The following is a 24,805-nucleotide window of genomic DNA, read 5'->3' on the forward strand; positions in this document are numbered from 1 at the left end:
CGGATCAGGCCGCTTCGTGCGTCAGCAGCCACTGCTTCGCCGGGACACCCCACCGGAAGTTCCCCACGCCGCCGCCGGTCCGCACCACCCGGTGGCACGGCACGAACAGCGCCGCCGCGTTCTTCGCGCACGCCGACGCGGCCGCCCGCACCGCCGCCGGATTCCCCGCCAGCGCCGCGTACTCCGCGTAGCTCACCGGCTCGCCCGCAGGCACCTTCCGCAGGATTTCCCAAGCGTGCTCCCGGAAAGCGCCGGATCGCTGCCGCACCTCGACATCGGCGACCGCGTCCAGGTCGCCGTCGTGGTAGCGGCGGATCGCGGTACTCACCGGGCCGAGGTCCCGTCGCTGCTTCACTTCGCCAGGGGCCAGCGACGGCGAGATCAGCGGCGTCAGCTCGCCGACGTCGCCGGTCCAGCCCGAGGCGAGCACGGCCCCGTCGCCCGCCACCACGGCGGTGAACGGGCCGATCTTGGTGTCCATTGTGGACCAGTACGCGATGCTCATCATTCTCCCTTTTCGGCGCGCCACAAGTACATGCCGGCGTACGAGGACCAGGGCTGCCAGGCCCGTCCGCGTTCGGCCAGCGTCGTTTCGTCGTCGGTGATGCCCAGCGCCGCCGCTCCACGGCGCAGCACCGGGTCACCGGTCAGCAGGACGTCCGGCGCGCCCAGCACGCGCATCAGGACGTAGTCCGCGGTCCCCGGCCCGATTCCCGGGACGTCCAGCAGTTCCGCCCGCAGCTCCCCGGGATCGCGGCCGACGTGGACCGCCACCCCGTCCGCGAGCGCGCGGGCCACCGCGGCCACTCGTTCCGGGCCGTGTTCGGCGACCTGGGCCGCCGTCGGGAACAGCGTGGTCAGCCCTTCCAGCGACTCGTCGCAGCTGGGCAGGCGTTCACCGAGAGCGTCGGCGAGCGACGCCGCCTCAGCGGGGGACAGCATCGCGCGCAGCACGAACTCGTCGCCGTCGACGGTGCCGGGTACCCGGATGCCGGGGATCGCCTCGACCAGCGGCGCGAGGGCGGGGTCGGCCCCGAGGACCCGCGCGACCGCCTCGGGATCGGCGTCGAGGTCGAGCAGCCGCCGCACCCTGGCCACCGCGCTGCTCAGGTCGCGCAGGTCGGAGAGCCGCAGGTCGCAGCGAACGTGGTCGTCCTTCGCCGTCAGCCATACGACGCCGGGGCCGTGCGCGAGCCGCAGCGTGCGCCCGTAGCCGGTCACTCCGGAATCGTCGCGCGTCACGTGCTCGACGCCGGGGACGGCCTGCCCGGCCAGGAACTCCAGCACGCCGGCCGCGTCGAACGGCTTGCGGAACGGCAGCCGCAGGCTCAACCGGGTCCCAGTCGGCAACTCCTCGGCCTTGCGACGGCGCAGGCTCGCGGCGCGAAGCTGCGAAGGCGTCGTCGCGAAGACCTCCCGGATCGTCTCGTTGAACTGGCGGACGCTGGAGAAGCCCGCGGCGAACGCGACGTCGGTCAGCGGGAGCCCGGACATCTCGATCAGCAGCCGCGCCGAGTGCGCCCGGTGGGCCCTGGCCAGCGCCAGCGGTCCGGCGCCGAGTTCCGCGGTGAGGACGCGGCCGAGCTGCCGTTCGGAATAGCCGAGCCGCCGCGCGAGCCCCGGGACGCCGTCGCGTTCGACGGTCCCGTCCGAGATGAGCCGCATCGCCCGCGCGGCGAGATCGGCCCGGATATCCCAATCGGGTGAGCCGGGGACGGCGTCGGGCAGGCAGCGGCGGCAGGCGCGGAAGCCGTTCGCCTGCGCGGCCGCCGACGTCGGGTAGAAGCGGACGTTCTGCTGTTTCGGCGTCGACGCGGGGCAGGACGGGCGGCAGTAGATCCCGGTGGTGGAGACGGCCATGATGAACTGGCCGTCGAACCGGGAATCACGGGCGGCGACGGCGCGGTAACACCGTTCGGCGTCGCGCCAGACGGCCCGTTCGGCCAGGGTCTGCTCGGTCATGACATCGATCGTGCCACCAGGTCGGGGGCGTGGCTGGCGGAAATCCGACACGGCGATCAAGGCCTCGGCGGATGGGGCGGCGGGCGGCACGTAGACTTCTGGCCCGTGAGTCTCACCCTCGGCATCGTCGGCCTGCCCAACGTCGGCAAGTCCACCCTGTTCAACGCGCTGACCCGCAACGACGTGCTCGCGGCGAACTACCCGTTCGCCACGATCGAGCCCAACGTCGGCGTCGTCCCGCTGCCGGATCCGCGGCTGGACCAGCTCGCCGAGGTCTTCGGCTCCGAGCGGACCGTGCCCGCCGTCGTGTCCTTTGTGGACATCGCGGGGATCGTGAAGGGTGCCTCCGAGGGCGCAGGCCTCGGCAACAAGTTCCTCGCGAACATCCGCGAGGCCAACGCGATCTGCCAGGTCATTCGCGTGTTCGACGACCCGGACGTGATCCACGTCGACGGCCGCATCGACCCCGGCAGCGACATCGAGACGATCAACACCGAGCTGATCCTCGCCGACCTGCAGACCCTGGAGAAGGCGCTGCCGCGGCTGGAGAAGGAAGCGCGGACGAAGAAGGAGAACAAGCCCGCGCTCGACAACGCCCAGAAGGCGAAGGAGATCCTCGACGCCGGGCGGACCCTCTTCCAGGCGCAGAAGGAGGTCGACTTCGAGGCCCTGCGCGAGCTGAGCCTGCTCACCACGAAGCCGTTCCTCTACGTCTTCAACGCCGACGAAGGCATCCTCACCGACGAGTCGCGCCGCGAGGAGCTGGCCAAGCTGGTCGCCCCGGCCGACGCGGTGTTCCTCGACGCCAAGGTCGAAGCCGAACTGCTCGAACTGGACGACGAGGAGTCCGTGCGCGAGCTGCTGGAGTCCGTCGGCCAGCACGAGCCGGGCCTCTACTCCCTCGCGCGCGCCGGCTTCCACACCCTCGGCCTGCAGACGTACCTGACCGCGGGGCCCAAGGAGTCACGCGCCTGGACGATCCCGCAGGGCGCGACCGCCCCGCAGGCCGCGGGCGTCATCCACACCGACTTCGAGCGCGGCTTCATCAAGGCCGAGGTCGTGTCCTTCGCCGATCTGATCGAGCACGGCTCCATGGCCGCCGCCCGGTCGGCGGGCAAGGTGCGCATGGAGGGCAAGGACTACGTCATGGCCGACGGGGACGTCGTGGAGTTCCGCTTCAACGTCTAGCGACGAATCGGGCGCAACTCGCGGCCCGCGGTTCGCTGCCTAGGATGACTGTTCGGTGTTCGGTAGTGACCGAACACCGGACAGTGTGGCTCGGCCGAACCTGCGGACCGGTGTCGCGAGGTCGGCTCGAATCCGCTCAAACGCAACTACTCGCTCCTTCATACTCGGCAGTGGTTCGATCGTTTTGAAGCTCAATCGCTGAGAAAGATCAGGGCCGTCCCTGCCGCCGATGAGCCCGCAGGGTTCCGCTTCACCGTCTGATCACACGCCGTAGTGGTCCTGGAACATCGTCGCGGGTGCCTTGCCATGCCGCTCCGTGTAGGCCGCCACGATTTCCTCCGTCACGTCCTCACCGGTCTGAAGACGGACGAGGTACGGAACCGCCCAGTGCAGCTCGGCGGCGTCGAAATCCTTCTCCCAGAGCGGACTGAGCCCGGTCCGCGACTCGTCGAGCACCGCGGAGAGCGCGACTTGCCCACCCGCGTTCACGGGATGCGGTCCCATCGAGATCGAAACGCGTGAAGCGGCGCCGGCCGGGTGCACGGCCACCTCCATGGGGTGTGGGTGACGCCCGGGTGCCGTGCGTGCGATCACGAGGAACCGCAGGGGCCCGCGTTTCGTCTTCTTCATGCGGCCATTCGAGCACGCCGCCACGGACCGAGGATGAACCGCATGACGAGCCCCGCCCTCTCACCGCTCGCCCATGCACTGGCGCGCACGGACTTCGCGCAGAACTGGTACCGCTGGTGCGACGCCAAGCGCGACTGGGCGGCCGAGGCGACGGGTACCTACAGGGAAGACTCCCTGCTCACCGAGAGCGGCGCGTTCGCCGCTCTCGCCGTCGTGGCCAGCCTGGCGGTACAGCTCGGGCGGGGAGTCAACTCCCAGGAGTGCCGCCTGGCGGTGCTCGCGGACGGCGAGCGGCAGGGTGAGCCCGAGATGCTGCACGCGCTGGCGCTGGCCATCCGCCGCTCCCGGGGCGAGCCCGATCCGGATCCTCCCTACCCGCGGCCGATCATCGGCAGCCACGGTCAGCTGGAGGTCGTGTCCCACGGCATCGTCGACGTCCTGGGCCAGGTCGCCCGCGGCTGGGCGTCATGACCGAAGTCCTCTTCTCCCGCGAGAACGGCTGGATCCCCCGCGTGATTCGCGAGGGTGGTGAGCTCAGGCTCGAACTCGGCGCCGGAGCCGACGCCAACCACGACCCCCGCAGGTTCGCCTTCCCCGTTTCGGAGGCCCACCTCGAGGTGATCCGCGACGACCTGACCCGGCACCTGCTGCTGTGGAGCGCGATCCTGCCGCTGTGCGAGGCGGCCGGGATCCGGGGCCCGCTCGACGAACGCGCGGCGGTCGCGTTGCTGGACCCGATCCTCTTCGGCGCGCCCGCCGACGTCGAGTCGTTGTTCCGGGACATGCGCTGGGACAAACGCCGGCTCGTCGCTCAGGGCGCGGACGTCGAGCTGCTCGAACGAGAGCAGCTCTTCGACGCGTTGCGCTCGGCGAGCGTGTTGTCCGATTGGTCGCTCGTCCAGCACTACGACGCGAACCGCGAGCGCGCCCGGCGCGGCGTCCGGCTCGCCCCGCTCGACGAGGCGCTCCTCAGGTACACAGGCCGCTACCTGCATGGCGGGAAGGTCCCGGCCCGGCATCCCGATGCCGTCGATCCCGCCCTGCTGCCCGAGGTCCTGCGGGTGATCGCCACGGCGGAAGAGGCCCGGCTCCCCTTCGTCCGGCGAAAGCGTGCGTGGCGGCGAATCGAGGAGGCTGTCGAGCACGCGGTTCGCCGCGCCTACCCCGACCTCGTCGACGACGCGGTGCGCACGGTGAGTTTTCTGATGTGTTCGGAAGGACGACGATGAGGCCACTGACCTTCAGTGACGACAAGGAAAACGAGCAGAAGTGGGTTCCGGGCGGTGCGCGATCCGCCTCCGACGCGTTCCGGGAGTTCGTCGACCGGCACCGTGCCGACGACAACGCGACGTTCTGCATCGAGGACGAAGAGAACGAAGAAGCGCTGCTGCTCATGTTCGACGTCGGCACCATCTGCCGGATCAAGGGAGCGGAGAACTCGCGGGTCGAGTACCGCCTCGTCACCAACGGCGGCGATTACCGGAGCCAGGTGGCCAACTTCGTCCGCGGCGGTACGGCCGCGCTCGACCGCAGCGGCCCGTGGTGGCCGGACGTCGCCGCCCTCAACCGGGCGAGGCTCCGCTTCGAGTTCGACGGGTCCGTGTTGCGACGGACCCATCCGCGCGTGCTGCGCCGTCGGCTGGAGATTCTGACCGTCATCGACGGACACGAGCCGGCGACGGTCGACGGCGTCACGCACTTCGGCTTCGGCAACGGCGGGGGCGACACGGCCAACGCGTGGTTCACCGCCGGCGGACGCGGCCTGGTGGTGACGTTCGACCACACCAGCGCGCTCAACTTCTCCGAAGACCCGCAGGCGCAGGCGGCCCTGTACGACGGTGTCCCGGCGGACCTCCTCGCCATGGTGAAGAACGTGCCGGAGTCGGACACGACGCTCAACGTCTCGCATCCGGACGGTGGCACCGTGGTGGCCGCCAGCGGCGTCTTCACCTTCTCGGGACCCTGCGCCATGGCGGACGGACTGGTGTCCCGGTTGCAGGAGACGCAGCTGGACGTCCGGGACACCGGGGTCGGCTGGCTGCTGGAGGGCCTCCTCTCGCTGGAGGACTTCACCCCCGCCGCGGTTTCGGAGGAAGTGGCGTGGTGGAGCGCGGAGGAAATCGAGAAGGGGTTCGCCGCCGGTGGTCATGAGGAGGCCGCGCCGTTCGACCGGGAGACGGTGGATCGTTTCTGCGAGATCTGGGCCGACTCCGGGTACAACGATCGCTGGGATGTGCACTACGTCCTCTTCGACGGCAACACGGTCGAGGACGCGGGCGAGGCTCGGGACGAGCTCCTGACGCTGGTCCGGGGGCTCGGGCTCGAGCGCGTGGACGCCCCGCCGGGAGCCGCCGACGGTGAGGTGTGGGTCCGCACGGATCCGCGCATCGACGCCGAACTCGAGCGCTGGTCGTGACCGCCGAACTCATCACGTCGTTGGTCGACGCCGTGGGACCGGTGGACGGCTGGGAATCGCTGGCGATGATCCTGGAGTTCGGTGACGGGTTTCGCAGTGCGCACGGGTACGCGTACTCACCCGAAGGTGTCACACCCGTGGCCTGCAAGTGGTCCAGCATCGAGGCAGAACTTCCGGGAAATGCGCGAACAGCTGCGCCCGAAGTTCGACTGAGGGGACGAGCACGATGGCACGAAAGCGGAAGACCCTGCCCAAGGACTTCCAGGAGATGCTGACCTCGGCGTCGGTGGACGACCTCAAAGCCGTCTTCGGCAAATGCGAGATCGACGCGCGCGGCGGCTATGCCAAAGGGACCGCCCTCGGTTTCCCGGAGTGCCCGGACGAGCTCATCGTCTGGCTGACCGGGCAGGGGCTCGCCGTCGACACCCCGGACAGCTACGGCAGGACCCCGCTTCACGCGCGGGCTTCCCGCGGTGTCCCGAAGCAGATTCCTTTGCTGCTCTCGCTCGGCGCGGACATCGATGCGGCCGACACCGCCGGGAAAACGCCGCTTCAGGCGGCGGTGGAGAGGCTGAGGACCGAGTCCGCGCGAGTGCTGATCGAGTACGGGGCATCGACCGGGATTCTCGACAGGCGCGGTGACCCGTTGCTGATGCGATGCCTGATCAGTACGGAAAACGCCTATCTCCGCGAGTCTGCCGAGATCGCGAAAATGCTGCTTGACCGGGGAGCGAGCATCACGCCCGAGATGCGCCGGAAGGTCGAGCGGATCGGTAGTGGTTTCGAGTTCCACCGCGAGACCTTCAACCGCGACATCCTCGGAGAGACCGACGCCGCGCTCAGTGAGCTGTACCGGATCTTCGGGGTCGAGCCGGTCGCCCGGCGGTCGAAGCACGACGGGGTGTCGCCGATCGCCGTGCCCGACGGAACCTGGCAGGAGCGGCACAAAGCGCTTTGGGAGCTTCTCGTGCCGTCGAAGGGTGCGGGCGCGACAGTGCAGTGCGAGGTCGTCCGCGTCACCGGCCGGATCTCCGGCGAGATGTTCCGGAACGGCGGGGCGAACTGGGATCGCGATTATCGTGCGATGGCCGACGCGTTCCCGGGTTTCCTGACGCTGGGCGAGCCTCTGGGCGACGAGGAACTCCGTGAGGCCAAGGAGATCGCCAAGCAGGTCAGGTCGGGCCGCGGCGCGGACGGCCACCTCGATCGCTTGAGCGAACTCGCCGTCGCCTGGGTCGCGAAGAACCCGGCCCCGATCGCCTTGGGAACGGTGGACTACACACGCTGAGGATCGCCGGGTGTCCTCGATGAGCATCGAGGACACCCGGCCCGGCTCACTTCCGCAGCAGGCTGTACGCCGCCGAGCCGATCAGCTCCAGCGAAACCTGAAGCCGCTCAAGGGAAACGTTGTCCTTGATGGTGTCTTCCGGCGTGTGATAGGTCGGCTCCAGCAGCGCCGGGCCGGATTCGCCGCGCCAGCTGAAGTTGCCCGAAGCGATCCCGCGCTCGAAGAACGGCACGTGGTCGCTCGAACCGCGCGCCACCGGGCCCTTGACCTGAGGGTCGTAGCCGAGTCGCTTCGCGGCGGCGTTGACGGCGGCGGTCGTGGCGTTGTCGGCGCCGTCGACCGAAAGCAGCCAGTAGGTGATCGCCGGGTCCCAGCTGGTGGCGACCATGTCGTTCTGGAAACAGCCCGCGATCCGCTTGGCTTCCGGGTCGGACAGGTTCTTGACGTAGTGCCGCGAACCGATCAGCCCGTATTCCTCCGAGCCCCACAGCGCGAACCGCAGCGTCTTGTTCGTCGGCAGGTACCGCAGGACACGTGCCAGTTCCAGGCAGAGCACGGTGCCGCTGCCGTCGTCGTTGGCGCCGGGGGAGCCGGGGACGCTGTCGTAGTGCGCGGTCACCATGACCACGCCGTCGTCCTTGCCGGGGAACGTGGCCGGCCGCTCGGCGATGACGTTGTACGACGTCAGGTTCTTGTGGTGGGTGGCCGTCGCCTTCAGCGTGACCGAGCCCTTGGCGAGCCGTTCGCGCAGGCGCTCCACCTGGACCTGGGCCAGGCCGAGCACCGGAATGGTGACCGGGGTGGCGAGCGTCGGGGAGAACGCGGACAGCTTCCGTGCCGGGTCGGCGCCGATCCGGCCGAGCAGCACGGCGTCCGCTCCGCGCTGCGCGGCCATCAGGTACGCGTCGGCCTTGTTGGCCACGGCGGCGATCAGCACGATCTTGCCGGTCAGATCGTCGGGCAGCGTGCTGCCGTCACCGGCGTCGACGACGACGGCCTCGCGCGTGACGTCCTGGGCGCCCTGCGGCGACGAGCCGGTCTGCCAGCTGTCGCGCCCGATCGACAGGCTGCCCAGGAACTTGTCGGCGATCGGGAACGGCTGCAGCGTGACCTGGTAGCGCAGGTCCCGAAGCACCTTCGCGATGTAGTCCTTGGCTCGCAGTTCGCCTTCGGTGCCGGCGATCCGGGGACCGATCTTGTCGCTGAGCACCCGCAGGTGCTCCAGCGCCCGCCGCGACCGCACTCGCGCGACCACCGGGTAGTCGCCGAATTCCAGCGACGGCGGGAACTGCGCGCCCGGACGTTGCTGCGTGGCCGCGGCGGCGGTGCCGGGGTTCAGCCCGATCGTCGCCGCGCCCGCCAGTGCCACCGCGCCCGCGAGCACCTCACGTCTGCGCAGACCTGCCATGGAACACCCCTCACTTCTCGGAGAAACTCGTTCGAGTAGCTAAGAGTCACGGGGCCGCCAGGGCAACCTCCGATCGTCCCCTTTTTCCGGTTCACTGCACGGCGACCCGGCGGTAGGCGTGCGAGACGGCGACGGCGCCGGTGATCGCCGCGGCGAGCACCCCGCCGATCAGCAGCACGGTCCCGAGGAAGGGCTCGAAGTCGCCGATGTCGGCGAGCCGTCCCCAGAACGAACCTTCGAGCAGGGCGCCGACGAGGATGAACACCGGCGCGGCGACGCCGAGGAAGAGGATCCACCGGTACTGGGCGGCCAGGGTCAGCACGAGGATCCCGGTCACGCCGAGGATGAACGGGCCGGGCGGGATGTCGGGGAAACCGGGGACGCCCGAAGCGATCTGGATGATCAGGCCCGCGACGCCGACGAAGAGGAAGAAGGCGTTGGCGACGGCGGCGGTGGAACGGTTCATGGTGGAACTCCTCACTGGTCTGATGACCTCTGAAGGGTTCCGCTCGCGGCGGCGGAGGGCGTCGGCCCGGAAGCGGCATTCGCGGCTACGCAGGTTGGCGTAGGGGACTTCTGCCACCAGAGTGGTATCATCAACGACATGGCCATGACCCTGAGGTTGAACGACGAGCAGGAGCGCGCTCTCGCCCTGCTGGCGGAGGCCGACGGCGTGAGCAAGCACGAAGCCACGGTCCGCGCCATCACCGAGGCCGCCGCGCGCCGCGTCCGCGACGATCGGGTCCGGGCGCTGTCGAAGGACGGCCGGGAGCGCTACGCCGCCTTGCTCGACCGTCTCGCCCAGTGATCGAGTACCTCACCGTCGAAGACCTCCTGGCGCTCGCGGAGGACCTCCGGGTGCCCAAGATCCGCGATCTCGGGCTGCTCGACTCCGCCGCGCACCGGCCCCAGTCCTCGTTGATGGGGCAGGACGCCTATCCGACGCTGCACGAGAAGGCGGCGGTGCTGCTGGAGTCGGTCGTGCGCAACCATCCGCTCGTCGACGGCAACAAACGCCTGTCCTGGATGGCGACGTTCGTCTTCTACGGCCTCAACGGGTACGACCTCGACGCACCGGAGGACGACGCGTACGACCTGGTGATCGCTATGTCCACCGGTTCGCGCACCTACCGGGAAGCGGCGGTCGAGCTGGCGGCGTGGGCGAGGGTAACTTCGGACGGATGAAGCCGCTGAGTCCCGACATGTTCGCGCCCGGCTGCCCGTCGAACCTGACCCCGTTCCGGATCGGCGACAAATGGGCGGGCCTGGTCGTGCAGTGCCTGGAAGAAGGGCCGCGCCGGTTCTCCGAACTGCGGGTGCCCTTGAGGGGAGTCACGCCGAAGGTCCTCACGGAGACCCTGAGGGCGCTGGAGCGCGACGGCATGATCACGCGGACGGTGTACGACGAGACGCCGCCGCGGGTGGAATACGAGCTCACCTCGCTCGGCCGGACGTTGTTCGAGCCGATGGAGGCATGTCGTGAATGGGCGGCGAAGCACCTTCCGGAGCTGGTCGCCGCCCGCGAGGCCTACTCGGGTTAGCCGAGCAGGCCCAGTACGACGATCGTCAGCAGTGTGATGGCGGCGGCGAACGTGGTCACCCAGGCGCGCTGGGCGGCGGTGATGGAGGCGTTGTTCACGGCGGTTCCCCGGGGGAGAGAAGCGACAGTTCCGCCGGGAACAGCGCGTTGATCAGGCTCCGCGTTACCTGCCGGACGCCGGTGTGACCAAGGTCACTGGTCGTGCTGGTGATGCCGATCGCGCGCCGTGTACCAGAGCACTCCGGCAGCGGCCGCCACCATCGCGCCGAACGCCGAGAACCCCACCACGATCGCTTGCGTCATCACTCGTCCTTTCTCGTTGTGTCCCTATCGGGATGACGTCCGAGAAGCGGAGTCGTGGCGCGATCGTCGCGGACGTCACATGCCGTCGAGTACCCCGTCGATCTGCGACGCGAGTGAGAAGTCCTTTTCCGTCAGTCCTCCCGCGGAGTGCGTGCTGAGCCGGAACGTCACCGTCCGCCAGCGGATGTCGATGTCGGGATGGTGGTCGGCCGCCTCCGCCAATTCGGCCACCTTGTCCACCGCTTCGATGGCCTTGGGGAAGCTCGGCAGCTTCGCCGTCCGCTCGATCGTCACGCCGTCGCGGGTCCACCCGGAGAGCTTGGTCACGGCTTCGTCGGCCTGCTGGTCGTTCAAGATTTCCGCCATGACTCCATGGTGGTACGCCGTCGGCTACGCTGCACGTTTGCCACGGGTCCCCCCTTGAAGAACGCAGGAGGCTAGATGAAACGCGCCCTCCGCACGGTCGTTGCGGCTGGCACGGTGGCCGCCCTCGTCGCGGGCTGCTCGCTCTCCGGGAACACGGGGAACGACCCGCAGGCGCCGGCGACGGTCACGCTCGTGACACACGACTCGTGGCTAGCGCCCCAGGAGGTCCTCGACGCTTTCGAGCGGCAGTCCGGGATCAAGATCTCCGTGCTCAAGCAGGGGGACGCGGGCGCGCTGACCAACAAACTGGTGCTGACCAAGGCGAACCCGATCGGGGACGTCGCGTACGGCATCGACTCGACGTTCGCCTCGCGCGCGCTCACCGAGGGCGTTTTCGAGCAGTACACCAGCCCGGAGGCCGATCGAGGCCCGCAGCGCTACTCCGTCGACCCCGAGCACCGGCTCTCCGCGGTCGACCTCGGCGACGTCTGCGTCAACATCGACACCCGGTACTTCGCGGACAAGGGGATCCCGGAGCCGAAGTCCTTCGCGGACCTGGCCGACGCCAAGTACAAGGACCTGATGGTCGCCGAGAGCCCCGCGACGTCGTCGCCCGGCCTGGCGTTCCTGCTCGGCACCGTCGCCCAGTTCGGCGAGCAGGGCTGGCAGGGGTACTGGACGCAGCTGAAGGCCAACGGGCTCAAGACGGTCAGCGGCTGGGAAGAGGCCTACTCCAAGGAATTCTCCGGTTCCTCGGGCAAGGGCCCGCGCCCGATCGTCGTCTCCTACGCCTCTTCGCCCGCCGCCGAGATCGGTGACGACGGCAAGCCGCGCACGAAGGCACTGCTGGACACCTGCTACCGCCAGGTCGAGTACGCGGGGGTGCTGAAGGGCGGCAAGCAGGTCGAGAAGGCCCGCAAGGTCGTGGATTTCCTGCTGTCCCAGCAGTTCCAGGTGACGGTGGCGAGCAACATGTACGTGTACCCGTCCCGTCAGGGCGTCGAGCTCCCGCAGGGCTGGGCACAGGCCGCGCCGCAGCCGCAGCAGCCGAAGACGCTCGAACCGGCCAAGATCCAGGCCGGGCGCGAGCAGTGGATCGCCCAGTGGCGCACACTTCTCGAAGGCTGAGCGCGCCCAAGCCGACGTTTCGAGGGGCCGGGCTGGCCGCACTCGCCGTGCTGCCGCTCGGTTTCCTCGTGGTGTTCTTCGCCTGGCCGGTCGCGGCGATCGTCGCGCGCGGATTCGGCTCCGGCGGGGTCGGCACGGCCATCGGCGACCCGCTGACCTGGAAACTCGCCGGATTCACCGTCGCCAGTGCCGGGGTCTCGACGATCGTGGCGGTGCTGGCCGGCCTGCCGGTCGCGTTCCTGCTCGCGCGGGTGCGGCTGCCGGGGGTTTCGCTGGTCCGGACGCTCGTGCTGGTGCCGTTCGTGCTTCCGACCGTCGTGGTCGGCCTGGCGTTCCGCGCCCTCTGGCCCGACGGCGGGCTGCTGCCGCTGGTGCTGGCCAACGCCTTCTTCAACGTCGCCGTCGTCGCGCGCACGGTTTCCGGGCTGTGGAGCCATCTCGATCCGCGCACTCCTGCCGCGGCGCGGGCACTCGGCGCGTCGCCGTGGCGTGCCTTCCGCTCGGTGACGCTGCCCGCGCTCGCCCCGGCCGTCGCGTCTTCGGCCGCGGTGGTGTTCCTGTTCTGCGCCACCAGTTTCGGTGTCGTGCTCATCCTCGGCGGGGCGAAGTACCGGACCCTGGAGACCGAGATCTACCTGCGCACGGTCGACCTGCTCGACCTCTCCGGCGCGGCCGCGTTGTCGCTGGTGCAGTTCGCCGCCGTCGTCGCCGCGCTGGCCGTCGGCGCGCTGGCGAGGCGGCGCAGGGAGAACGCGGTCCGGCTGCGTTCGCGGAGCGAGACCGCGCGGAGGCCGAGGGGTGGCGAGTGGTGGGCGGTGTCCGCCGGGCTCGCGGTGGTCGCGCTCCTGATGACGCCGATCGTGGCGTTGCTGGTCGAGTCCGTGTCCACTTCGGACGGTTGGAGCCTCGCCGGGTACGAAGCGCTCGCCGGGCACGGCTCCCGTGGCGCCCTTCAGGTTTCCGGCTGGGACGCGGCGTCGATGTCGCTGCGGACGGCGTTCGACGCGACGGCGCTCGCGATGATCGTCGGGGTGCTGGCCTCGGTCGTGCTGGTGGCGTTGCGCCGCACGCCGGGCAGGCTGGCCAGGGGTATGGGCGAGACGATGGACGCCGCGCTCATGCTGCCGCTGGGTGTGTCCGCGGTGACCGTCGGTTTCGGCTATCTCGTCACGCTCGACGCGCTCCCCGGCGACCTGCGGACGTCTCCGCTGCTGGTGCCGCTCGCACAGGCGCTGGTGATCATCCCGCTGATCGTGCGGATGGTGCTGCCGGTGCTGCGGTCGGTCGACATCCGGCTGCGGCAGGCCGCGTCGACGCTCGGCGCGAGCCCCGGCCGGGTGTGGCGGGAGATCGATCTCCCGCTGACGGCGCGTTCTCTGGTCGCGGCGGCAGGCTTCGGTTACGTGGTCGCGCTCGGCGAGTTCGGCGCGACGAGCTTCCTGGCCAGGCCGGACGCGCCGACGTTGCCGGTCGCCGTCGCGACGCTGATCTCGCGGCCGGGGGAGCTGAACAACCAGATGGCCTACGCGGCCTGCGCGCTGCTCATGATCGTGACCGTGGTGGCGGTGGTGCTGATCGACCGGTTCGGCGCGGTCCGCGGGCAGAATTCGGTAGGGGAGTTCTAGTGTCGCTGTCGGTACGGGATCTGACCGTCCACTATGGATCATTCGCGGCGGTGAAGAGCGCCGGGCTGGACATCGCCGACGGCGAGGTGCTGGCGTTGCTCGGCCCGTCCGGTTCGGGGAAGTCGACACTGCTGCGGGCGATCACCGGTCTGGAGCCGCTGACGTCGGGCACCGTGCGGTGGGACGGCGAGGACCTCTCCGGTGTCCCGGTGCACCGGCGGGAGTTCGGGCTGGTGTTCCAGGACGGGCAGTTGTTCCCGCACAAGGACGTCGCCGCCAACATCGCGTTCGGGCTGCGGATGCACGACGTCCCCCGCGCCGAGCACGCCGGACGGATCCGGGCGCTGCTCGATCTGGTCGGGCTGGCCGGTTACGAGCGGCGGAGGGTGACCGAGCTGTCCGGCGGGCAGGCGCAGCGGGTGGCGCTGGCCCGCGCGCTCGCGCCGGAACCACGGTTGCTGCTGCTGGACGAACCACTGTCCGGTTTGGACGCCGGGCTGCGCGAACAGCTGGCGATCGACCTCGCGGCCCTGTTGCGGCGCAGCAAGATCACCGCGCTGCTGGTCACGCACGATCAGGAGGAGGCGTTCACGCTCGCCGACCGGGTCGCCGTGCTCGACGACGGGGAGATCCGGCAGGAGGGCGCGGTACGCCGCGTCTGGCGGCAGCCGGTGGACGAGGACGTGGCGCGGTTCCTCGGCGTGACCACCTTCGTCGACGGCGAGGCGTCGGGAGGGACGGTGCGGACCGTGCTCGGCGAGGTCACGCTGCCCGACGTCGAGGACGGCGCGGTGCGGCTGGGGCTGCGGCCGCACGGTCTGCGGGTCACCCAGGAGGGTGTCGAGGGCGAGGTCGTCGCCGTCGTGCATCGGCGGGAGCACGTGCGGCTCGTCGTCGCTCCCGGCGGCGATCTGTCCACTGTGGACGCGGTCGCGCCGGTCACCGCCGATCTGCGCCCCGGTGACACCGTGCGCCTCGCTCTGGACCCGGACGGTGTCGCCCTCGTGGGCTGAAGGGGACTTTCCCCTCGTCTCACGCGACGAAAGGGCCCTTCACCACGTCGCATGCGGTGAAGGGCCCTTTCAGCCCACGTCGGGGTCAGCCGTCCCGCGTCGTGAGGCGCGCGTAGGCGATCGAAAGCCCGATGGCGATGTAGCAGGCGGCGCGCAGCGCGCCTTCGCCGAGCATCGCGGTGTCCACCGGGTCCATCAGCACCGATGCGGGCGCCTGCGACCAGTTCTCGTTGAGCAGGAACGGATGCAGCCACGACACCGCGTCCAGGAAACCGAGGATGGTGAACACGATCGTCCCGGCCAGCACCGAAGCGACGACCAGCATCGGATGTTCGGTGAACGCCGAGATCGCCAGCGCGACCGCGCCGACCGCCCACAGTTGCAGGATCACCCACGCGGCCACGAGCAGGACGCGGCCCAGCGCGTCCCAGACGCTCAGCGTCGAGCCGGTGAGGGTGAACATCGAGTCGGTGCCGCTGATGAGCAGGCCGGTGACGAAACCGGTGAACGTCATGGCCAGTACGGCGATCGTCGAAACCGTCGCGACGCCGAACGCCTTGATCGCGAGCAGCCTGCCCCGGCCGACCGGCGCGATCAGCCAGCCGCGCAGCGTCCCGTGGGCCGCCTCGCCGGCGATCGCGTCCGCCCCGGCCATCGCCGAAGCGAGCGGGAGCAGCAGCCCCAGTGTCATGGTCAGCGCGGCGACCGGCAGGATGAATCCGTTGTTCACCGCGGAAGCGAGCAGCGCACCGTCCTGTCCGCCGCTCGTTTCCGAAGCGTCGACGAACGTCAGCGCGACCCCGATGATCACCGGGATCAGCGCGAGCAGGCCCAGTACGGCGAGCGTGCGAGGCCGCCGGAAGATCCAGCGGAGTTCGGCGCGGTACAACCGGAGCAGGCCGACGCTGTCCTGCCCGGTCCGTGCCGCGGGTGCCGCGGCCAGAGCGTGGGTCACGACTCCCCCTCACCGTCTACAGTGGACTCCGGCTGGGTCAGCCTGGCGAACAGGTCTTCGAGTCCGGTCCGCGCCCTCGCCGCCTCGTGCACGGCCACCCCGGCCGTCACCAGATGACGCAGCACGTCGGGGGCTTCGGCGGCGGTCAGGTCGACGCGGACGCCGTCCGGTGTGAGCCTGCTGCCGATCCTGTTCTCCCGCAACGTCTCCACCGCGAGTTCGGCGTCCGGCGTCCGCACCAGCAGCGCCGCGTTCCCCGACTCCAGCAGTTCCGCGAGCTCGCCCTGGGCGATCACGTTCCCGGACTGGAGCACCGCGACGTGCGTACAGGTCGCCTCGACCTCGGCCAGCAGATGCGACGACACCAGCACGGTGACGCCGTCGGCGTGCAGTTCGCCGATGATCCGGCGGATCTCCCTGGTGCCCGCCGGGTCGAGGCCGTTCGTCGGCTCGTCGAGCACGACCATCCGCCTCGGTACGAGCAGCGCGCTCGCCAGGCCCATCCGCTGCTTCATCCCCAGCGAATAGCCCTTGTAGCGCCGGGTGGCGGCGCCGGTCAGGCCGACGCGCTCAAGTGCCGCGTCGACCGCTCCGGGGATCCCCGCCGTGGCCAGCCGCGGTTCGGCCGCGGCCACGCGCAGCAGGTTCTCCCGCCCGGAGAGAAAAGGGTGGAAACCCGGCCCTTCGACCAGCGCGCCGACGTCGGGCAGCGCGTGCGCCGCCTCATCGGGCATCCGTTTGCCGAAGAGTTCGACCTCGCCTTCGGTGGGCCGCACGAGACCGAGCAGCATCCTGATGGTCGTCGTCTTGCCCGAACCGTTGGAGCCGAGCATCCCCAGCACGGCGCCTTCGGGAACGTCGAGATCGACGTGGTCCACGGCCACCGTGCGGCCGTAGACCTTGCGCAGGCCCCTGGTGCGGGCCGCCATGGGTACCGCCGGAGCGGACGCCTCCTGGGAAGCGTCCGCTCCGGCTTCGAACGTGGTGGTCACTTCGCGGCCAAGGCCTCGAAGAGGACCTGCTCCGGCACCGCGCCGGCGGCGTAGCGGCCGTCGTCGGTCAGCACGCCGCTGCCGACCTTGGTGGTCACCAGCCAGCCGCTGCCCCAGGCACCGCTGACCGGCTTGGCGAACCGCGAAAGCAGCGCCTTCGGGTCGACCTGACGGCCCTGCTCGTCCTTGGCCTCGCCGGCCTTCGCCAGCGCGTCGGCCGGGATCTTGCCGGTGATCGCGGTGTCCCAGCCGTCGCCGACGACCTTGAGCTCGGACTTCGCCTGCTCGGCCAGCTCACGGTTCTTCGGGTCGAGCTCGGCGGTCTTCTCGGTCACCTTCGCGCCCTTGGGCGGGGTGAACTCGAAGTTCGACGCGGGCTGGTTCGCGAAGTTGATCTCGCTGAACGAAGCCTCGAACGCCGGGGCGGAGGTGCCGTTGGCCAGCACCGTGACCCGCAGCGGCATCCGGGTCTGGTCGTCGATCGCGACGCGGATCTCGCGCAGGAGGGTCCGCTCGGTCGGCTTCGGGGTCAGCACCAGTTCGTACGCGGCCCGGTTCGCCACCGAGGCCGTCCCGTCGACGGCGATCGTGCTGCTCTCGCGCACCTTGCCGAGCAGTTCGGAGGCGACCGTGACCGGGTCGACGGCCTGGGCCTTGTCCTGGTGCTCCTTGGCCAGATCGGCCGGGATGGTCACCTTGGTGGCCGAATTGTCCTTGGAGTCGTACTCCCAGACGCTCTGGCCGTTCCGGACGATGGTCTGCTGGCTGGAGCCCTCGGTGAGCGAGATCTTGCTCTTGCCCGCGCCGTCGGTCGAAACCTGCGCCGAGTCGATGTCGAGCGCCGAGACACCGGGCAGTGCGCTGCCGACCTGTGGCAGGCCGAGGTCGTTGCTGACCTTGACCTTCCCGTCGAACGCAGACGGCTTCGCGGTGAGCGTCGACTGCACCAGCTCTTCGGCACTGATCTGCGGCAAGACGGGCGCGTCGCCCGCGGTGGCCGGCATCGCGACGACGACGAGCCCGCCGACGCCGAGAGCCGTCCCCACCACCGCCGCGGTGATGGCCTTCCTCTTCGGATCCATGCTGTCTCTCCCTGTTTCCCCGAACCCCAGTGTGCTCGGGTCTTGGCGACAACGCTTCCCCGGAAACGCTGAGACACCACTCAGACTCCGCCGCCGGAGCTGAGATGGCGCTGAGAGGTCGCGCGTGAGCTGGTCGAAGCGTGAATGATGAGGGGCGTGAAACCTCGAGTACTGGTGGTCGACGACGAGCCCGGCGTGCGCAAGGCGTTGCAGCGGGGCCTGCGCGCCGAGGACATGGACGTGGTCACGGCGGCCGACGGGCCCAGCGGCCTGCGGCTCGCGCAGACGGGCTCCTTCGACGTCGTCCTGCTCGACATCATGCTCCCCGGTCTTTCCGGCTATCGCGTGCTCGAACGCCTTCGCGCCCTCGGTGTCACCACACCGGTACTGATGATTTCGGCGAAGGACGGCGAGGTCGACCAGGCGGACGGCCTCGACCTCGGTGCCGACGGCTACCTTGTGAAACCGTTCTCGTTCGTCGTCCTGGTCGCGCAGGTGCGTGCGGTGCTGCGGCGGGCCTCGCCGGACGCCATCCGCGGGCCGCTGCGCATCGGCGCGCTCGAAGTCGACCGGAGCCTGCGGCAGGTCCGCTACGACGGTATCGAGGTGGCGTTCAGCCCCCGTGAGTTCGCGCTGCTGGAGGTGCTGGCGGGCCGGGCGGGAACGGTCGTCACCAAGGACGAGCTGCTGCGCGCCGTCTGGGGTGACGAGCAGGCCGCGACCCGGAACGTCGTCGAGGTCTACGTCGGCTACGTGCGCCGCAAACTCGACGCGGTCGGCGCGGGCGCACTGGTCCGGACCGTGCGCGGGCACGGTTACCTGGCCTCGGATCCGCAGCTCGACGAAGTGATCGCCCCGGCGGGACAGGGGTGATCGGCTCGCCGTCTTGGTGGCGCCGCCGATCGCTGGAGGTCCGGATCACCCTGCTCACGGCCACGGTCACGCTCGGCTTCCTGCTCGGGCTGGCGGCGGTCGCGGGGGACAATCTCCAGCCGCTGCTGATCGGCTCGGTCGACGACGAGCTGAGTGCCCAGCTGGAAACCGCGAAGGCCGACGTCGCCGCGGGACGGGCGCCGTCGGGATCGGCGGTCACCGTCCGCGTCCTCGACACCGGCGGCGGCCCGGTGGACGGCCTCCCGCCCGCGAACCTCGGCCCTTCCGACGTCCGCGCGCTGAAGGCGGGCGAACCCGTCACGACCGGCGGTGAGCACAGCTGGCGGTGGGCGGGCACCGTGGTCACCGCACCCGACGGGCAGCAACGGCTCGTCGTCGCGGGTGCGGGCTTGGTCGGCTTCGGGACCGCTGTGCACTCCGGCGGGCTGTGGCTGTTCGTGGTCGCGTCCGTCGGCGCGGTGGGTGCGGGGATCGCGACGTGGCTGCTGGTGCGGTTCGCGCTGCGGCCGGTGGCGCGGATGCGCGGGTCGGTGCGGGTGCTCCCGCCCGGCGCGCGGCTGCCGCTCCCGGATTCGCACGACGAACTCCGCGCGCTGGCGGAGGAGTTCAACGCGTTGCTGGCCAGGCAGGAGGAAGGTGCCGAACGGCTTCGCCGGTTCACCGGGGACGCCGCGCACGAGCTCCGGTCGCCGGTCGCGTCGATCCGCGTGCAGGCCGAGGTCGCCGTCGCCAATCCCGATCCCGACCTTTCGCAGGAGACACTCGCCGACATCCTGGAGGAGGCGGAACGGCTCTCCGCGCTGCTCGACGGGCTGCTGGCGCTGGCGAGGTCGGACGCGGGGGAGGTCCCGCCCGCGGAACCCGTCGAGCTGGTGAGCGAGGTGCGGGCCGCGGTCGCGCGGATGCCCGCCGGCGCGCCGGAGATCCGGGTGAGCGGCACGGTCGGGACCGCGTGGGCGCTGGCCACGCACGCCGAGGTCGAACTGGTGCTGAGCAACCTGCTGCGCAACGCCTGCCGGTACGCGCGGGGCCAGATCGTGGTGTCGGTGCTGGCGGCGCGGTCCACCGTGCGGGTGGTGGTCGACGACGACGGGCCGGGGATCGCGCCCGAACACCGGGAGCGGGTGTTCGACCGGTTCTACCGCGTGTCCGATTCGCGGGCCCGGTCGTCCGGCGGCACCGGGCTGGGGCTGGCGATGGTCGCGGAGGCCGTCCGGCGCCGAGGGGGCCGCGTCCGCGTCGGTGAGTCACCCGATGGCGGGGCACGTTTCCAGGTCGTCTGGCAGGCGGCGCGGCCTGGCGCGTGAAGGCGCGGTCGTAGGGTGAGCGCGTGGTGATCGTGGGCGCCGCCATCGTGCGGAACGGACAGCTCCTGGCGCAGCAGCGGGCTTGGCCCGCCGACCACGCCGGGCAATGGGAACTGCCGGGCGGACGGGTCGAGGACGGCGAAAGCGACGAAGCCGCTCTGGCCCGGGAATGCCTGGAGGAGCTGGACGTCGCCGTGACGGTTGCGGGCCGGGTCGGCGAAGACGTGCCGCTGCCGAAGGGCAAGGTGCTGCGGATCTACGCCGCTTCGCTGGTCAGCGCGGGGGAAGAGCCGCGAGCCGTGGAGCACGAGGACGTCCGGTGGATCTCCGCGCAGGAACTCGACGACCTCGACTGGCTGCCCGCCGACCGGGTCCTCCTGCCCGCCCTGCACACCCTGCTCGCAAGTCCGTGAAGGCCTCCTTCCCTACCTTGAGAGTCAGGGTCCCGGCGAAGTCGCCTAAACGCTGGCCGGTGCCGTTCTTGGTGATTCGAACTGGACCTCCCGAACGGATGACAGAGGCCCTGAACGGACGATGTCCACAAAGGACGCCAGAGGGGAAGGCGGATGTCCGTTTGATGCTTATCTATACGGTTTTGATCGGGTTCGTGAGTGATAAGGACGGTTCTAACCCTCTTTATCACTCACGACCCCTTCGCAAAACGCCCGAATCGGGCACGGCCATCCCCAAGGTGTCCCCTGTGGACAGTCGAGAAGTGTCAGGCCGCCGTGACGGGCCCTTCACCACCCACTTGGGCAGCGTGAACACGACTTTGCCGGGACCCTGACCCCGAAAGCGGGGAAGGAGGCCTTCACGGACCTTCAGCCGGCGCCGATGAGCCGCAGCGCGGACTGGAGCCGGTGCTCGCCCCGTTCCGCCGCCCGGACGGCACCCGCCTTGCGCACCCGCTCCAGCTCACCCGGGTCCGCCAGCAGTGCCAGCGCGCGCTCCCGGACCGGCCGCAACTCCTCGATCAGCGCCTCGGCGACGGCCTCCTTGACCTGGCCGTAGGAGTCGAACCGGTCGGCGAGGTCCTCGGGCTTCTCCTTGACGCACGCCGCGAGGATGTCCAGCAGGTTCGCCATCCCCGGCCGGGTTTCCGGCGCGTAGGCCGGTTTCGACCCGCCGTCGGTCTTCGCGCGCTTGACCTTCCGGCGGACCTGGTCGGGCTCGTCGAGGACGAAGATCACCCCCGCCTCTTCCTTCGTCGACTTCGACATCTTCCGCGTCGGCTCGGCGAGGTCCATGACCCGCGCGCCGGCGGGCGGCAGCACCGCCTTCGGCATGGTGAACACGTCGCCGTAGGTGGTGTTGAACCGCTTCGCCAGCGTTCTCGCCAGCTCGACGTGCTGCCGCTGGTCCTCGCCGACCGGGACCTCGTCCGCGCCCTGCAGCAGGATGTCGGCCGCCATCAGCACCGGATAGGTCAGCAGGGACAGCCGCACCCCGGCCCGGCCCTTCGACTTCTCCTTGAACTGGATCATCCTGGCGGCCTCGCCGTAGTTGCAGGTGCACTCCAGAACCCAGTTGAGGGCGCCCAGCTCGCGGGCGATGTCGGATTGCACGAACACGCGGTCCGGCTCGATCCCGGCCGCGATCAGCACGGCCAGCTGTTCGGACGCCATCGAACGCAGCTTCGCCGGATTGTGCGAGTTGGTCATGGCGTGCAGGTCGGAGACGAAGTACAGGTCGTCCGGCCCGCCCTCGTCCGCCCAGCGCCGGATGGCCCCCAGGTGGTTCCCGACGTGGACGTGGCCGGACGGGGTGATCCCGGACAACCTGATCATCTGCCTTCTTCCTTCCGGATTCGGGCCGCCCCAGGGTCCGGGCACGAAAAAGGCCGCCCGGTGGGGCGGCCTGGTGGTGCGCTCGTCTGGCTCAGCGCAGGACTTCGGGGCCGCCGGAGGGCGGCCACCACTGGGCGTTCTGCGCGCGCATGTGGCTCATCCTACAGGACGAACCGCGGGTGGTTTCACTCATTACGGGCGTGGAGCGTCAACACTTCATATCAGCCGAGGCAGTACACCCGTCATATTGGCGCCGCGGGTCTACCTTCGACTCATGTTTGTCGTCCTGCTGACCTACACCGCGCCCATCGAAGAAATCGACTACGTGCTCCCGGACCACGCCGACTGGCTGACCAAACAGTACGAACACGGCAATTTCCTCGCCTCCGGCAGGCGCAACCCGCGCATCGGCGGCGTGATCATCACCAAGCCCATGGCCAGGGGAAAGCTGGACGCGATCCTCGCGACCGACCCCTTCTCGATCAAGCACATGGCCGCCTACGAGGTGATCGAGTTCTCGCCGACCCGCACCGCGCCGGAACTGCGGGCGATCAACGAGGCGGTGGTTCATTGACGATCTTCTAAGCGGCCTTCGCGATCTTCGTCTTCGCCTTTTTCAGGGCGAGGACGGGGCATTTGCCGCACCTTGACTTCGACCGGCAGCATTTCTTCTTGACCTTGCCGGACTTCATCCATTTGCGCACGAGCTTGTGCGGGTCGTCGGGTAGTTTCTTGCCCACTCGCGCTCCTTCTCCGACCGGCGTCGGCGACCTCTACACGTTAGGTGAGCCTAACCGATCTGGGGGCGTGGGGCTGCTCACAGTCGGGCTACAGGTATCCTGGTGTGGTCCGCGTATGGCCAAAGTCGGCCAGGCGTGTCTCGAACGCGCGAGCGCGGGCACCACACCCGAACTTGAAACCTTTGGAGCCTTCGCGTGCCCGCAGCCAGCGCCACCGCAGTCGATGCCGGCCGCTCGTCCGGCAAGACCCGGCCCGACCTGCGCAACGTCGCCATCGTCGCACACGTCGACCACGGCAAGACGACCCTCGTCGACGCGATGCTCCGGCAGTCCGGCGCCTTCGAGGAACGCGCCGAACTCGTCGATCGCGTGATGGACTCCGGGGAGCTCGAGCGGGAAAAGGGCATCACCATTCTCGCGAAGAACACCTCCATCCGCCGCAAGACCGAAGAGGGCATGGTGACGATCAACGTCATCGACACCCCCGGTCACGCCGACTTCGGCGGCGAGGTCGAGCGCGGCCTGTCCATGGTCGACGGGGTCGTGCTGCTGGTCGACGCCAGCGAGGGCCCGCTCCCGCAGACCCGGTTCGTGCTGCGCAAGACCCTCGAAGCCGGCCTGCCGGTGATCCTGGTCGTCAACAAGACCGACCGGCCCGACGCCCGGATCTCCGAGGTCGTCGAAGAGACCCACGACCTCCTGCTCGACCTGGCCGGTGACATCGAGGACGCCGACCTCGACGCGATCCTCGACCTTCCGGTCGTCTTCGCCTCCGCGCGTGCGGGCAAGGCGAGCCTCGAGCAGCCCGCCGACGGCGCGGTGCCCGAGAGCGAGAACCTCGACCCGCTGTTCGAGACCCTGATGCGCCACGTGCCGCCGCCCTTCGCCGACCGCGAAGGCCCGCTGCGCGCACTGGTCACCAACCTCGACGCCTCCAACTTCCTCGGCCGGATCGCGCTGATCCGCATCCACTCCGGCAGCCTGCGCAAGGGCCAGACGGTGGCCTGGATGCGCGAGGACGGCAGCATCCAGAACGTCCGCATCTCCGAACTGCTGGTCACCGAGGCGCTCAACCGCGTCCCGGCGACCGAGGCGAGCGCGGGCGAGCTGGTCGCCATCGCCGGTATCCCGGAGATCACCATCGGCGACACCCTCGCCGACGTCGAGAACCCGGAGGCGCTGCCCCGGATCGCCGTCGACGAGCCCGCCATCTCGATGACCATCGGTGTCAACACCTCGCCGCTGGCCGGTCGCAGCGGCGGCGACAAGGTCACCGCCCGCCTGGTGAAGGCGCGCCTGGACCAGGAGCTGATCGGTAACGTCTCGATCCGCGTCCTGCCGACCGAGCGTCCCGACACCTGGGAGGTCCAGGGGCGTGGCGAGCTGGCGCTGGCCATTCTCGTCGAGCAGATGCGCCGCGAGGGCTTCGAGCTGACCGTCGGCAAGCCGCAGGTGGTCACGAAGATGATCGACGGCAAGCTGCACGAGCCGTTCGAGCGGCTGTCGATCGACTCCCCGGAGGAGCACCTCGGCGGCATCACGCAGCTGCTGGCCGCCCGCAAGGGCCGCATGGAGCACATGGGCGGGCACGGCACCGGCCGCATCAAGCTCGACTACGTCCTCCCGGCGCGCGGCCTGATCGGCTTCCGCACCGACTTCCTCACCGAGACCCGCGGCACCGGTATCGCGAACCACGTGTTCGAGGGGTACTTCCCGTGGGCGGGCGAGATCCGCACCCGTCACTCCGGTTCGCTGGTCGCCGACCGGTCCGGTCCGATCACCGCGTACGCGATGATCCAGCTGGCCGACCGCGGCACCTTCTTCGTGGAGCCTGGCGCCGAGGTGTACGAGGGCATGGTCGTGGGCGAGAACCCGCGTGCCGAAGACCTCGACATCAACATCACCAAGGAGAAGAAGCTGACCAACATGCGTCAGTCCTCCGCCGACGTGATGGAGACGCTGGCCCGCCCGCGCAAGATGGGCCTGGAGGAGGCGCTGGAGTTCTGCTCCGTCGACGAGTGCGTCGAGGTCGCCCCCGACGTCGTCCGGATCCGCAAGGTCACGCTGGACGTCAACCAGCGCGCCAAGGAGCGCAACCGCAACAAGAACCGCGGCTGACCCCGCTCGTCCCGCGCCGGAGGGCGCCTGCTCACTCACCGTGAGTAGGCGCCGCGTTTGGCC

The 24,805-nt window shown here is 69.8% G+C and carries 27 protein-coding genes; 16 read left to right on the forward strand and 11 right to left on the reverse strand.

What is annotated here, in order from left to right:
* Positions 1 to 4: 4 nt before the first annotated feature.
* Both LCL61_RS13300 and LCL61_RS13305 read right to left on the reverse strand, forming a co-directional pair.
* Positions 5 to 505, reverse strand: a complete 501-nt coding sequence (locus tag LCL61_RS13300; RefSeq protein ID WP_125674018.1) for a methylated-DNA--[protein]-cysteine S-methyltransferase — start codon at positions 503 to 505, stop codon at positions 5 to 7.
* Positions 505 to 1,962 (reverse strand): DNA-3-methyladenine glycosylase 2 family protein, encoded by a 1,458-nt coding sequence (locus LCL61_RS13305; RefSeq protein WP_340687117.1) that lies wholly within the window; start codon positions 1,960 to 1,962, stop codon positions 505 to 507. Before LCL61_RS13305 ends, LCL61_RS13300 begins: the two co-directional genes overlap by 1 nt.
* A 105-nt stretch (positions 1,963 to 2,067) precedes the next feature.
* Between LCL61_RS13305 and ychF the strand changes: the two genes are divergently transcribed.
* On the forward strand, positions 2,068 to 3,150 hold the full coding sequence (gene ychF / locus LCL61_RS13310; protein WP_340687118.1) for a redox-regulated ATPase YchF: 1,083 nt from the start codon (positions 2,068 to 2,070) through the stop codon (positions 3,148 to 3,150).
* A gap of 261 nt (positions 3,151 to 3,411) precedes the next feature.
* On the opposite strand, the gene LCL61_RS13315 is transcribed toward ychF, so the two are convergent.
* Entirely contained in the window at positions 3,412 to 3,780 is a 369-nt protein-coding gene (locus tag LCL61_RS13315; protein ID WP_340687119.1) for a hypothetical protein, read from the reverse strand.
* Between the two features lie 42 nt (positions 3,781 to 3,822).
* Between LCL61_RS13315 and LCL61_RS13320 the strand changes: the two genes are divergently transcribed.
* The 4 genes from LCL61_RS13320 (at position 3,823) to LCL61_RS13330 (ending at position 7,484) form a co-directional block, all read left to right on the forward strand.
* A complete protein-coding gene (locus LCL61_RS13320; protein WP_340687120.1) occupies positions 3,823 to 4,251 on the forward strand; it encodes a hypothetical protein in 429 nt (142 codons plus the stop codon).
* Positions 4,248 to 5,009 carry a DUF6357 family protein gene (locus LCL61_RS42585; RefSeq protein WP_425341997.1) on the forward strand — a complete coding sequence of 254 codons (762 nt, stop codon included), beginning with the start codon at positions 4,248 to 4,250 and terminating at the stop codon, positions 5,007 to 5,009. The genes LCL61_RS13320 and LCL61_RS42585 overlap by 4 nt, the downstream gene beginning before the upstream one ends.
* The gene (locus LCL61_RS42590) at positions 5,006 to 6,196 is read left to right on the forward strand and encodes a DUF6357 family protein (RefSeq protein WP_425341998.1); all 1,191 of its coding nucleotides are present in this window, start codon (positions 5,006 to 5,008) and stop codon (positions 6,194 to 6,196) included. The genes LCL61_RS42585 and LCL61_RS42590 overlap by 4 nt, the downstream gene beginning before the upstream one ends.
* Before the next feature lie 226 nt (positions 6,197 to 6,422).
* Positions 6,423 to 7,484, forward strand: coding sequence for an ankyrin repeat domain-containing protein (locus LCL61_RS13330; RefSeq protein ID WP_340687121.1), 1,062 nt, complete (start codon positions 6,423 to 6,425; stop codon positions 7,482 to 7,484).
* 46 nt (positions 7,485 to 7,530) lie between these two features.
* Here the strand turns inward: LCL61_RS13330 and LCL61_RS13335 are convergent, their stop codons facing one another.
* On the reverse strand, positions 7,531 to 8,892 hold the full coding sequence (locus tag LCL61_RS13335) for a M20/M25/M40 family metallo-hydrolase (RefSeq protein ID WP_340687122.1): 1,362 nt from the start codon (positions 8,890 to 8,892) through the stop codon (positions 7,531 to 7,533).
* 91 nt (positions 8,893 to 8,983) lie between these two features.
* Positions 8,984 to 9,358 (reverse strand): hypothetical protein, encoded by a 375-nt coding sequence (locus LCL61_RS13340; protein ID WP_340687123.1) that lies wholly within the window; start codon positions 9,356 to 9,358, stop codon positions 8,984 to 8,986.
* A 138-nt stretch (positions 9,359 to 9,496) separates the two neighbouring features.
* Here LCL61_RS13340 and LCL61_RS13345 point away from each other — a divergent pair, with 138 nt between their 5' ends.
* Genes LCL61_RS13345 through LCL61_RS13355 form a run of 3 tightly spaced genes read left to right on the forward strand, consistent with a single transcriptional unit; the run spans position 9,497 to position 10,433 of the window.
* The gene (locus LCL61_RS13345) at positions 9,497 to 9,700 is read left to right on the forward strand and encodes a hypothetical protein (protein WP_016337139.1); all 204 of its coding nucleotides are present in this window, start codon (positions 9,497 to 9,499) and stop codon (positions 9,698 to 9,700) included.
* Entirely contained in the window at positions 9,697 to 10,077 is a 381-nt protein-coding gene (locus tag LCL61_RS13350; RefSeq protein WP_340687124.1) for a type II toxin-antitoxin system death-on-curing family toxin, read from the forward strand. The genes LCL61_RS13345 and LCL61_RS13350 overlap by 4 nt, the downstream gene beginning before the upstream one ends.
* A gap of 17 nt (positions 10,078 to 10,094) precedes the next feature.
* Positions 10,095 to 10,433, forward strand: coding sequence for a helix-turn-helix domain-containing protein (locus tag LCL61_RS13355; RefSeq protein WP_340688567.1), 339 nt, complete (start codon positions 10,095 to 10,097; stop codon positions 10,431 to 10,433).
* Between the two features lie 377 nt (positions 10,434 to 10,810).
* On the opposite strand, the gene LCL61_RS13360 is transcribed toward LCL61_RS13355, so the two are convergent.
* Positions 10,811 to 11,101 (reverse strand): 4a-hydroxytetrahydrobiopterin dehydratase, encoded by a 291-nt coding sequence (locus LCL61_RS13360; RefSeq protein ID WP_257484417.1) that lies wholly within the window; start codon positions 11,099 to 11,101, stop codon positions 10,811 to 10,813.
* 75 nt (positions 11,102 to 11,176) lie between these two features.
* Between LCL61_RS13360 and LCL61_RS13365 the strand changes: the two genes are divergently transcribed.
* The 3 genes from LCL61_RS13365 to LCL61_RS13375 are packed head-to-tail and all read left to right on the forward strand — an operon-like array spanning position 11,177 to position 14,867.
* On the forward strand, positions 11,177 to 12,229 hold the full coding sequence (locus tag LCL61_RS13365) for a thiamine ABC transporter substrate-binding protein (RefSeq protein ID WP_340687125.1): 1,053 nt from the start codon (positions 11,177 to 11,179) through the stop codon (positions 12,227 to 12,229).
* On the forward strand, positions 12,205 to 13,854 hold the full coding sequence (locus LCL61_RS13370; protein ID WP_425341999.1) for an ABC transporter permease: 1,650 nt from the start codon (positions 12,205 to 12,207) through the stop codon (positions 13,852 to 13,854). The genes LCL61_RS13365 and LCL61_RS13370 overlap by 25 nt, the downstream gene beginning before the upstream one ends.
* Complete coding sequence (locus tag LCL61_RS13375) at positions 13,854 to 14,867, forward strand: ABC transporter ATP-binding protein (protein WP_340687126.1); 1,014 nt, start codon at positions 13,854 to 13,856, stop codon at positions 14,865 to 14,867. The genes LCL61_RS13370 and LCL61_RS13375 overlap by 1 nt, the downstream gene beginning before the upstream one ends.
* An 85-nt stretch (positions 14,868 to 14,952) precedes the next feature.
* On the opposite strand, the gene LCL61_RS13380 is transcribed toward LCL61_RS13375, so the two are convergent.
* Genes LCL61_RS13380 through LCL61_RS13390 form a run of 3 tightly spaced genes read right to left on the reverse strand, consistent with a single transcriptional unit; the run spans position 14,953 to position 17,896 of the window.
* The gene (locus LCL61_RS13380) at positions 14,953 to 15,822 is read right to left on the reverse strand and encodes an ABC transporter permease (protein ID WP_340687127.1); all 870 of its coding nucleotides are present in this window, start codon (positions 15,820 to 15,822) and stop codon (positions 14,953 to 14,955) included.
* Complete coding sequence (locus LCL61_RS13385; protein ID WP_340687128.1) at positions 15,819 to 16,814, reverse strand: ABC transporter ATP-binding protein; 996 nt, start codon at positions 16,812 to 16,814, stop codon at positions 15,819 to 15,821. Before LCL61_RS13385 ends, LCL61_RS13380 begins: the two co-directional genes overlap by 4 nt.
* Positions 16,811 to 17,896, reverse strand: a complete 1,086-nt coding sequence (locus LCL61_RS13390) for a LolA family protein (RefSeq protein WP_340687129.1) — start codon at positions 17,894 to 17,896, stop codon at positions 16,811 to 16,813. The genes LCL61_RS13385 and LCL61_RS13390 overlap by 4 nt, the downstream gene beginning before the upstream one ends.
* Before the next feature lie 144 nt (positions 17,897 to 18,040).
* Between LCL61_RS13390 and LCL61_RS13395 the strand changes: the two genes are divergently transcribed.
* From LCL61_RS13395 to LCL61_RS13405, 3 genes are read left to right on the forward strand one after another with little or no spacing between them, the layout of a single operon-like run.
* Positions 18,041 to 18,769 carry a response regulator transcription factor gene (locus LCL61_RS13395; RefSeq protein WP_340687130.1) on the forward strand — a complete coding sequence of 243 codons (729 nt, stop codon included), beginning with the start codon at positions 18,041 to 18,043 and terminating at the stop codon, positions 18,767 to 18,769.
* Positions 18,766 to 20,097, forward strand: a complete 1,332-nt coding sequence (locus LCL61_RS13400) for an ATP-binding protein (RefSeq protein ID WP_340687131.1) — start codon at positions 18,766 to 18,768, stop codon at positions 20,095 to 20,097. The genes LCL61_RS13395 and LCL61_RS13400 overlap by 4 nt, the downstream gene beginning before the upstream one ends.
* A 23-nt stretch (positions 20,098 to 20,120) precedes the next feature.
* Positions 20,121 to 20,510, forward strand: coding sequence for a (deoxy)nucleoside triphosphate pyrophosphohydrolase (locus LCL61_RS13405; protein WP_340687132.1), 390 nt, complete (start codon positions 20,121 to 20,123; stop codon positions 20,508 to 20,510).
* A gap of 408 nt (positions 20,511 to 20,918) precedes the next feature.
* Here the strand turns inward: LCL61_RS13405 and trpS are convergent, their stop codons facing one another.
* The gene (gene trpS / locus LCL61_RS13410; RefSeq protein ID WP_340687133.1) at positions 20,919 to 21,884 is read right to left on the reverse strand and encodes a tryptophan--tRNA ligase; all 966 of its coding nucleotides are present in this window, start codon (positions 21,882 to 21,884) and stop codon (positions 20,919 to 20,921) included.
* 274 nt (positions 21,885 to 22,158) lie between these two features.
* Between trpS and LCL61_RS13415 the strand changes: the two genes are divergently transcribed.
* Entirely contained in the window at positions 22,159 to 22,458 is a 300-nt protein-coding gene (locus LCL61_RS13415) for a YciI family protein (protein ID WP_240599812.1), read from the forward strand.
* A gap of 7 nt (positions 22,459 to 22,465) precedes the next feature.
* Here LCL61_RS13415 and LCL61_RS13420 read toward each other — a convergent pair whose 3' ends face one another.
* A complete protein-coding gene (locus LCL61_RS13420) occupies positions 22,466 to 22,624 on the reverse strand; it encodes a hypothetical protein (protein WP_007028942.1) in 159 nt (52 codons plus the stop codon).
* A 195-nt stretch (positions 22,625 to 22,819) separates the two neighbouring features.
* On the opposite strand from LCL61_RS13420, the gene typA reads away from it, so the two are divergent.
* Positions 22,820 to 24,742: a translational GTPase TypA gene (gene typA, locus LCL61_RS13425; RefSeq protein WP_340687134.1), complete on the forward strand. Its 1,923-nt coding sequence runs from the start codon at positions 22,820 to 22,822 to the stop codon at positions 24,740 to 24,742.
* Positions 24,743 to 24,805 lie beyond the last annotated feature (63 nt).

It is taken from the genome of Amycolatopsis coloradensis (assembly GCF_037997115.1).
Lineage (GTDB): Bacteria > Actinomycetota > Actinomycetes > Mycobacteriales > Pseudonocardiaceae > Amycolatopsis > Amycolatopsis coloradensis_A.